We start from the raw sequence: 9,046 nt of genomic DNA, 5'->3' as shown, positions 1-9,046 counted from the left end.
AATACCTGTGGTCGGTTTATCTCCGACTGAATTAGTGCCATGCCCGGCACACTATGAAAGGAACTATATGAAAATACAGTTCCTTTATTTATATAAAATAAAAACTCTGGTAAACCAGAGTTATTTTCAAATGGGGCGGCTGATGGGGATCGAACCCACGAAATGCCGGAGCCACAATCCGGTGTGTTAACCGCTTCACCACAACCGCCATATCTCTCGTAAGAGACAAGTAAGATTATATACAAGTCTTAGCTGTTTGTAAAGAGGAAATTAAACTTTTTTTAAAGAAATTCGGGAGAAATTCGGGAAGAAATTTAAAATCCCGAGATTTACCCGGGATTTGTGTCTTATTTAGTCTTATGAATAAATTTGAATGTGAATGCTGAACCTAATGCTGCTTCATAGACAATACCTGTATATTTCTTGTTCTGTAATGATGCAGCGCCCTTCTGGAATACTGGTAATACAGCATATTCACTCATACAGATATCTTCTGCCTGATAAAGCATCTGCCATCTCTTTTTAGCATCTCTTTCTGTTGTAGAGTCCTTAATAAGCTGATCATACTTCGCATTACTATATTTACCATAGTTATTTGAATTACCTGTAGAAACAAGGTTCAAATAAGTAATAGGGTCTGGGAAATCTGGTCCCCATCTTGCACATGAGATATCAAAATCGCCTGATTTCTGACGTTCTACACGGTCCTTCTTAACAGTTGCAACCATTTCGATATCTAATCCTTTAAGCTTCTTGAAACAAGCCTGTAAGTATTCTGCTTCTGTATCTGCAGGAGTTTCATCTGTACCATAAAGTAATCTTAACTTTAATGAAGAAACACCGAGTTCTTTTAAGCCTTGATCAAAAGCAGCCTGTGCTTCTTTTAGATTATACTGAGTATAATCCTTACCTTCTGAACGATATTCTTTACCATCTGGTCCATAAGTGAAATCAGCACTTACAAAACCATCTGCTTCTCTAGAACCATCTTTTAAGACCTTATCACATAAATCTTTACGATCAATGGCGAGAGATAATGCTTTACGAATATTTGTATTCGCAAGAGCCTTATTGTTGAAGTTCAAATATAAATAATACATATAACCCTGCTTGAATTTTACAAGGCTATCTTTACCCTGATATTTATCTACTAAAGCTGAGTTAATAGTCGCAAAATCAACCTTACCATTATCAAATGCCGCTGCAGCAGTCTTAGGGTCCTGAACAAGATACATATTTAAACCATCTAATTCAACCTTATCTGCATCGTAGTATTTGTCATTCTTAACAAAAGTAATCTTATTAGATTTAGTCCACTTAGTTACCTGGAATGGGCCATTCGCAAGTAAATACTTGGCATCAGTAGCATATTTCGTACCACACTTTTCAACGAATTTCTGATTCTGTGGATAGAAGCATGGGAATGTCATAATTTCTAGGAAATAAGGACATGGCTGAGATAATGTAACCTGTAATGTCTTCTTATCCTTTGCTTCAACACCTAATTCCTTAATCTTATCTCCAGCAGTTGTACCAAGTTCTGCAAGTTCATCTGCATTCTTAATACATGCACCTTCTTTACCAAAGATATAAGCATAACTACCTGCATTCGCAATTAATTTTCTCCATGAATACACAAAATCATCAGCTGTTAAATCATCACCATTAGACCATTTCGCATTCTTTCTAATAGTAAATGTATAAGTTAATCCATCATCTGATACCTTATAAGATGATGCAGCAGCTGGAACAAGCTTTGTACCACCCTTTGCAGTAATATCCATGAGTCCTTCACTAAATGCATGAATCGCATTAAATGAAACACCATCATCAGAAACACTTGAATCTAGAGATGTAATGTCTGCTTCACTAGAAAAGTTATAAATCGCTTTATCATCTGAAGTAGAGCCACATCCCACTAACATAGAAGCAGCCAAGGCTGCTGCCACTATAATCTTGAGACTTTTCATAAAAATCCCCTCCATTTATCTTTGTTGATACTATTATACTCTATTACGCTTTCTTTTGTATAGGCACATTTAAATATTTGTTAGATTAATAATTTTTTATTATACTTTTTTGAACTCTACAAGAGTGATTTCTTTATTTTCTTTTGTTTTCTTAACATCAATTAATCTCTGATTAGAAGAGCCTCTAAACTGCAGACTTAAATCTTTCAATTCATTCACAAACGGTCCATCTACCAATACATCTACATAATCAAGTAATGGTTGTTTCCATTCCATAATTTCTTCATATAGGAATGAAGAGTACACCCATACAGATTTATCAGGACAATCTTTTTTAATATGTTGTAATAGTTTTAAAATGTCATCTCTGTTTTCTTCTTCAAATGGTTCTCCACCTAATAGTGTGAATCCTGCAATATGGGGTTTATTGATAAGTTTGATTAAAGCTTTTTCTAATTCTTCTGTAAAAGCCTTTCCTCCATTAAAGTCCCATGTTTCCTGATTAAAGCAGAATGGACAATGACGATGACAACCTTGAGTATAAAGGGATACTCTAATACCTGGTCCATTCGCAATATCTACTTCTCTTATTTGTGCATAACGCATCTTTTTCACCTCACAAAGTTTTATTATATACTCTTTTGTCTAATAAATGAAAGAGGAAGCTCTAAACCATTATCTTCAAGCAGTTTTTTATTAATCAAAATGTCTTGAGTTGGTCCATCTGCCACAAGTTTCCCATTAGATAGTAATAAAACACGATCACATGTATCATAAATAAAATCTAGATCATGAGACGCAATGAGCATCGTATAAGGCAGTTCATTTAATACGTTGATTAGTCCACGACGGTGTTTAGGATCTAACGAAACAGAAGGTTCATCAAATAATAGAATATCTGGGCGCATAGAAAGGACTGTCGCAATAGCGGCTCTTTTTTTCTCTCCACCGGATAAACGATAAATCTTCTCATGCTTCTTATCCTGCATATGTACAAGGTCCAATGCATTATTGACACGTTCTTCTAATTCTTGTCCTTGTAATCCTTCATTCATTGGACCAAAGGCCACATCTTCATAAACAGAAGACATGAAGAGCTGATTATCTGAATCCTGAAATACATAGCCAATATGAGAACGGATAGAGGCAAGATTCTGATAGTTGACATCTATACCTGCAACCTGCAATTCTCCCTGACCATGTTCTATTCCAATGATTGTTTTAAGAAGTGTAGATTTTCCTGCCCCATTACAGCCTATAATGCCTACCTTTTCACCTTTTTGAATATAAAAAGTAAGATCATCTAGAATAATATTATTCTCTATATAAGAGAAAGAGAAATGATCCAGTTGAATCATATTGTCACTCCTTTCAAGACTACTAACAATACACACATAATACCAAATGTGAGTCTACCTAATTTTTTATCATATTTTTGTGATTGGAAGGGCATCATTCCTTTAAAGCCTCTTAACATCATGGATTGATAGACATTCATGGCACGATCAATGGAACGAAGCATCATTGAACCAACTAATGTTCCCCATGTCTTTATAGAAATACCTTTCTGCCCTGGTGCACGTAAGCTATAGGCAAGCAAAGTTTTATCTGTTTCTTTAAAGAAAAGAATAAGATATCTCTGAATTAACATGATGACGACAATAAGAGATTGAGGCACTCTTAGTTTAGATAACCCTATACAGAGTTCCTCCATAGATGTTGTGGTCATCAATATGTAAGAGAATAGTAAGGCAAATATTCCTTTTAATGCGAGCACAATAAAACTTGTGATTCCATATCCCTTAAAGAATAAGAACGGTGTTCCCATAAAGAGTAATAAAGCCACTAATGGTTTGAGTTCTCCTAGACATTTGAATAAATTGATTTCTCCTAATAATGAAAATAAGAGTAATGGTAAAAACATCACTAAGATATAGAGATCATGAATAGAATAAGAAGCAGTGATTATCAAATAAAATAATACAATCAAAATCTTATAAGTGGGATGAATGGTAGAAAGAATGGTTGTACGCTTAGAAAGTGCATCAATTTGATGCACTCTCTTAATGGCTTTCTGTATGTTTTTCATGATAACGATGAATGAGCATATAGAGCCCTATAACAACTAAAACTCCAATAATTCCTGCAAACATCCCACCTAGTATTGATTCGTGTCCTGCAATATTATAGTCAGGTAATAATACAGTGAGTTCCTGAACATGTGAAGACAATGAATAAAGAGCACCTTTATGTTGTAGTTCTGTAGAACCCGTTAACTGTAAAATAGACCATTCTAATCCATCAGGAAAAGCACTTGCGAATATTGATAAGATTCCAGCAACGGCCACTGATAGACCACCCAAAAGTGCAAGAAGCTTCTTTTTAGATGTTTTTGCCAGTTTAGTTGTATGCCCCTGCCAAATCAGTTCTGGACGTGCTTCATAAATAAATGATAGAACTAAACCTGTAATAATACCTTCTACTGCACCTATCGCAAGATGAATAGGCTGCATCACACCAATAAATAAGTTCCATGGGAGTGCTGTAATACCTGATAATTCTGTTTCTACAACTACTGAGAAAGCACCTAATTGTAAAGAGATGATAGAGCCTAAGATAGAGGCAATCATCAAATTCTTCTTAGATAATTTTTTACTGATGATCGGCTTAAATATCAACATCGATGAGATAAAACAGCCATAAAATGCCATATTCCATATATTACATCCTAGGGCAAGTAACCCACCATCCGCAAAAAGCAGACATTGTATTGCCAGTATACCTACCATCGTTAAGAAACCTGCATAAGGACCAAGTAACGCTGTTAACATGAGTCCTCCTGTTAAGTGTCCTGAAGAACCTGTTCCTGGGATAGTGAAATTGATCATCTGGGCTGCAAAGACAAAGGCGCCCATGACACCCATCATTGGGAGTTTCTGTGGATCATTTTCTTCTTCTAGTTTTTTAATTGAATAAATAGTCATTGCACCTGATGCCAGATACATCGTTGTCGCAACAGCAGGTGAGACTAAGGCGTCAGCCATATGCATATTATTTTTCCTCCAGTTTAATATCTTGACTACCACTTCTAAATCCTTCTAGATCAAGTGTTACATAGTCATATCCTAATTCTTTAATAAATAAGACAATCTCTTGACGTTTATCCATACATTTCATAAAAGTATCCTGGTCAATTTCTAAACGTACTAAGTCATTATGTATTCTTGCGCGTACATTATAGAAACCACATGCATGAAGATAATCTTCAATCTTTTCTACTTTACGCATTTCCTCATAATTAAGTAAAGTATGATAAGGAAATCTTGTCGCCAAACATGGTGAAGAAGGCTTATTAGCTGCTTTTAAATCATAAGTACCAGCCAATTCTCTGATTTCTTTTTTAGTCATATTCGCTTCAAGTAATGGACTATGTAATCCTAATTCCTGAATGGCTTTAATACCAGGACGATATTGTTTTAAATCATCTGCGTTTGTACCTTCAAGAATAGTAGAAACACCTAAACTATGTGCTAATTCCTTCACTTGAGCAAACATATACTTCTTGCATAAATAACAGCGATCCACAGGATTATTCTCTATTCCTGCACCTTCTAATTCATCTACATGAATAACTTTATGAATGGCCCCTATTTCTTCAGCCATTCTCTTGGCTTCATCTGCCTCCATAACAGGATGAAGAGCTGTTTGAATAGTCACCGCATAAACACGAGTATGATACTTTTGTGATGCTTCAACTGCCATTTTTAATAAGAGTGTACTATCTACTCCACCTGAAAAAGCAATCATAACATCCTCATGAACATATACATCAATGATGGTTGACAGTTTCATAATAACCCCTTTCCAACAATTGATAAACATCTATAATAGATAAATTGTGTTTTTCACTTAGTAACTTCGCACTTTCATATTCAGGATACGCTCTTTTCTCTCCATCTATATCTACCACTTTAAATACAGCATCACCAAGGGGAGTAGAAATTGTTTCAAAAGTTCTTTGAAGAACTGTACGTTCCATGTAAGTACGTCTAATACCAATAGTGCTTGTTTCTTTAAAAATGATTGTCTCTAATTCTTTTCTTTTACTTTCGTCACATAATACATTGAGTAAATAAGCAGGTCTGTTCTTTTTCATCATTACAGGAATATAGTGTACATCCTTTGCGCCATGCTTCATTAATAATTCCATCACATGCCCTAATACTTCTCCTGTACTATCATCAATATTAGTTTCTAGCTTACATACTTGATCAGTGCCTGGGATCTGTTTCAATCAACATTGCACGAAGTAAGCTTGGTCTTTCATAAGCACGCTTACCTGCTCCTACACCTGTTTTCTTAATAGTAAATGTTTCAGGCAATACAGTATCTGTTACTATAGCAGAAGCGATAGCAGCACCTGTAGGTGTTACAAGTTCTCCTTTGATAGTATCAATATGAAGAGGTAGATGATGACTCGATACAATATTATTCACTGCAGGAACTGGAATAGGAAGTGTTCCATGAGCACAATGTACAGTACCTGTTCCTTCATAAATAACAGGAATATAGACTTCATCAATACCTAAATCATCAAAACATACCGTTGCAGAAATAATATCCACAATAGAATCTACAGCTCCTACTTCATGAAAATGGACTTCTTCAATAGAAGTACCATGAGCTTTGGCCTCTGCTTCACCTAAAATAGTGAAGATCTTTTTAGCCAATTCTTTAGCATGATCTGTCATTTGTGCATGATCAATGATATGTAAAATATCATGCAAGTGACGATGTTCATGATGATGGTGATGTTCATGATGTGTATGTTCACCATATAAGTAATTCATATCATGATCATGATTATCATGTTCTAATACAACATTAAAATCACAGACATCAAGTCCTGATTTATTGACTCTTGTGATTTCAGTTTTAAACCCTGTAAGAGATAATGATGAAAGAACTTCTTCTAATACTTTTTGTGAAGCCCCTAAATCAAGTAAGCTTGCGACAAACATATCTCCACTTATTCCAGAATAACATTCTAAATATAATTGATTCATTTTGATTCCCCCGTTCTATTAATCTGAGTTGCGATATAACCTGCACCATAGCCATTATCAATATTCACTACCGCAATACCATTGGCGCAGGAATTAATCATTGTAAGTAAAGCACTGACACCATGAAAGCTGGCTCCATAACCCACTGATGTAGGTACTGCAATAACAGGACAGTCTACTAAACCACCTATGACACTTGCAAGAGCTCCTTCCATTCCTGCCACCGCAATAATACATCTTGCAGATTGCAAGATATCTAATTTAGATAATAAGCGATGAATACCACTCACCCCTACATCATACAAACGTTCTACATGACTCCCAAAGAATTCAGCTGTCTGTGCTGCTTCTTCAGCAACATTAAGATCTGCCGTACCAGCACTACATACAACAATCTTCCCTTTATGTTCCTTTTCTTTTTCTATCTTAATAATATGTGACAATGGATCATATTCTAGTTCAGGAAATTCATTCTTTAAGAGTTCATATTGATGTATTGAGGCTCTTGTCCCAAATACTTCTCCCTGAACCTCATAAAGTTTTCTCACAATACCGACTAAGTGATCATCTGCTTTTCCCTGGCAATAAATCACTTCCTGAAATCCTGAACGTATTTCTCTATTTGTATCTAATTTCGCATAACCTAATTCTTCAAAAGCAGATTTCTTAAAGAATTGTTCAGCTTCTTCTACAGATAGTTCTCCTGTTTTAACTTTTTCTAGTATTTCTTTTGTTTCCATACAATCACCACCTTTATTAGGGTAACATTAAACCCTGGTTTAGTGTCAAATGTTTTGTATATTCATTATACAATGAGAAAAAAATAGTTCACAAGAAAACTTGCGAACTATCACTTTTCTAATAATTATTTTAAGAACTACTTCTCTCTACCATCTATAGTCATTTTCACCATACCAAGCACTGCTGCATATAATCCTCCAGCCACTGGCCATATAATCCATGTGAACTTCCAGTTATTTGTCCAGAAACTCCATCCAAGATATAATGCGACTATTAAACACCAGTAAGCACCTGAAAAAGCATCTGTCTTCTTTTTCCAATGTTTCTCTTCTTTTGTATACTCGCCCTCTTGCAATAAAGTATCATAACTAGACTTGATCATACCTGCACGAATAAGAATATTGACCCCTATAGAAACAATAACAAGTAATATACCTACAGATATACCACTAATACTGTCATCCGCCTCCATCACACCTGTCATAATAGTAGGAATGACAGAAAGAATACAAAGTACAACACCTATCGCAATATTTCTTATGTATGCAGATTCATATTGATTTCTTCTTTCACGTACCATACCTGATACATCATATTCTGTTTCAAAGATTTCTTTTTCTAGATGTTGCATAGAAGCATCACGTATTCCATAATTCACAAATAGATAGACAGCTATTGCGACTAGTATAAGAAGAAATACTAAACTAAAAGCTACAAGTGCATGATCTTCTGTCATTGTACCTAATACTATAAGAGGTACAGGGCTTAATATACATAGACTCGTTGCATTTGCGACTATTCTTGAACCTCTACTTTTCATATCAAGATATTGATTGGCTTCTTCCATACTTACCTTGATTGTTTTTGTTTCAACATATTCATTCAGTGGTTCTTCTTCTATTTCATCCTTCAGTAAATAATCAGTAGTCACACCAAATAGTTCAGACATCTGAAGTATTCTTTGCAGATCTGGTATAGATCCTGCACTTTCCCATTTAGAAACAGCTTGTCTAGATACACCTAACTTACTTGCGAGTTCTTCCTGTGACCAGCCATTCTTTTTTCTTTCTTCTATAATCTTATCAGCAAGAATCATCATCATCTCCTCCTTACATACCAAATATACCAATTATAGTAGTTTCCTTCTACCAATTCAGGCTGTAAATATGTCAACTAGCGGTTGCAGGAGGTGATTTTTCTAAACAAGTCTGATCAATAGGGTAGACGAGAAAAAGTGTCAATTCTAGGAAAAATCACTAATTCTGCGCC

General features: G+C 35.2%; 10 protein-coding genes and 1 tRNA gene. All 11 read right to left on the bottom strand.

Annotation, left to right across the window (positions count from 1 at the left end; genetic code table 11):
* Positions 1-131: 131 nt before the first annotated feature.
* Positions 132-208 (bottom strand) — tRNA-His (locus tag QZQ55_RS09750).
* Between the two features lie 139 nt (positions 209-347).
* Positions 348-1,970 (bottom strand): peptide ABC transporter substrate-binding protein, encoded by a 1,623-nt coding sequence (locus QZQ55_RS09745; protein WP_295092875.1) that lies wholly within the window; start codon positions 1,968-1,970, stop codon positions 348-350.
* 99 nt (positions 1,971-2,069) lie between these two features.
* A complete protein-coding gene (gene nrdG / locus QZQ55_RS09740; protein ID WP_295092873.1) occupies positions 2,070-2,576 on the bottom strand; it encodes an anaerobic ribonucleoside-triphosphate reductase activating protein in 507 nt (168 codons plus the stop codon).
* Between the two features lie 23 nt (positions 2,577-2,599).
* Positions 2,600-3,328, bottom strand: coding sequence for an energy-coupling factor ABC transporter ATP-binding protein (locus tag QZQ55_RS09735; RefSeq protein WP_295092871.1), 729 nt, complete (start codon positions 3,326-3,328; stop codon positions 2,600-2,602).
* The gene (locus tag QZQ55_RS09730) at positions 3,325-4,059 is read right to left on the bottom strand and encodes an energy-coupling factor transporter transmembrane component T (protein ID WP_295092869.1); all 735 of its coding nucleotides are present in this window, start codon (positions 4,057-4,059) and stop codon (positions 3,325-3,327) included. The genes QZQ55_RS09735 and QZQ55_RS09730 overlap by 4 nt, the downstream gene beginning before the upstream one ends.
* Complete coding sequence (locus tag QZQ55_RS09725) at positions 4,034-5,020, bottom strand: energy-coupling factor ABC transporter permease (RefSeq protein WP_295092867.1); 987 nt, start codon at positions 5,018-5,020, stop codon at positions 4,034-4,036. The genes QZQ55_RS09730 and QZQ55_RS09725 overlap by 26 nt, the downstream gene beginning before the upstream one ends.
* A gap of 1 nt (position 5,021) precedes the next feature.
* Positions 5,022-5,822 (bottom strand): ATP-dependent sacrificial sulfur transferase LarE, encoded by an 801-nt coding sequence (larE, locus tag QZQ55_RS09720; protein ID WP_295092865.1) that lies wholly within the window; start codon positions 5,820-5,822, stop codon positions 5,022-5,024.
* Positions 5,800-6,264, bottom strand: coding sequence for a nickel insertion protein (gene larC / locus QZQ55_RS09715; RefSeq protein ID WP_295092863.1), 465 nt, complete (start codon positions 6,262-6,264; stop codon positions 5,800-5,802). The genes larE and larC overlap by 23 nt, the downstream gene beginning before the upstream one ends.
* On the bottom strand, positions 6,242-7,036 hold the full coding sequence (locus tag QZQ55_RS09710; RefSeq protein ID WP_295092861.1) for a LarC family nickel insertion protein: 795 nt from the start codon (positions 7,034-7,036) through the stop codon (positions 6,242-6,244). Before QZQ55_RS09710 ends, larC begins: the two co-directional genes overlap by 23 nt.
* Positions 7,033-7,776, bottom strand: a complete 744-nt coding sequence (gene larB / locus QZQ55_RS09705; protein ID WP_295092860.1) for a nickel pincer cofactor biosynthesis protein LarB — start codon at positions 7,774-7,776, stop codon at positions 7,033-7,035. Before larB ends, QZQ55_RS09710 begins: the two co-directional genes overlap by 4 nt.
* Positions 7,777-7,913: 137 nt before the next feature.
* Positions 7,914-8,873 carry a helix-turn-helix domain-containing protein gene (locus tag QZQ55_RS09700; protein ID WP_295092858.1) on the bottom strand — a complete coding sequence of 320 codons (960 nt, stop codon included), beginning with the start codon at positions 8,871-8,873 and terminating at the stop codon, positions 7,914-7,916.
* Positions 8,874-9,046 lie beyond the last annotated feature (173 nt).

The sequence above is a fragment of the uncultured Catenibacterium sp. genome (assembly GCF_900540665.1).
Classification (GTDB): domain Bacteria; phylum Bacillota_I; class Bacilli_A; order Erysipelotrichales; family Coprobacillaceae; genus Catenibacterium.
This window is presented reverse-complemented; position numbering and strand designations above follow the sequence as displayed.

Coding starts and splice junctions, on each gene's coding strand:
- QZQ55_RS09745 (WP_295092875.1), bottom strand. CDS start 1,970: ATGAAAAGTCTCAAGATTATAGTGGCAGCAGCCTTGGCTGCTTCTATG.
- nrdG (WP_295092873.1), bottom strand. CDS start 2,576: ATGCGTTATGCACAAATAAGAGAAGTAGATATTGCGAATGGACCAGGT.
- QZQ55_RS09735 (WP_295092871.1), bottom strand. CDS start 3,328: ATGATTCAACTGGATCATTTCTCTTTCTCTTATATAGAGAATAATATT.
- QZQ55_RS09730 (WP_295092869.1), bottom strand. CDS start 4,059: ATGAAAAACATACAGAAAGCCATTAAGAGAGTGCATCAAATTGATGCA.
- QZQ55_RS09725 (WP_295092867.1), bottom strand. CDS start 5,020: ATGCATATGGCTGACGCCTTAGTCTCACCTGCTGTTGCGACAACGATG.
- larE (WP_295092865.1), bottom strand. CDS start 5,822: ATGAAACTGTCAACCATCATTGATGTATATGTTCATGAGGATGTTATG.
- QZQ55_RS09710 (WP_295092861.1), bottom strand. CDS start 7,036: ATGAATCAATTATATTTAGAATGTTATTCTGGAATAAGTGGAGATATG.
- larB (WP_295092860.1), bottom strand. CDS start 7,776: ATGGAAACAAAAGAAATACTAGAAAAAGTTAAAACAGGAGAACTATCT.
- QZQ55_RS09700 (WP_295092858.1), bottom strand. CDS start 8,873: ATGATTCTTGCTGATAAGATTATAGAAGAAAGAAAAAAGAATGGCTGG.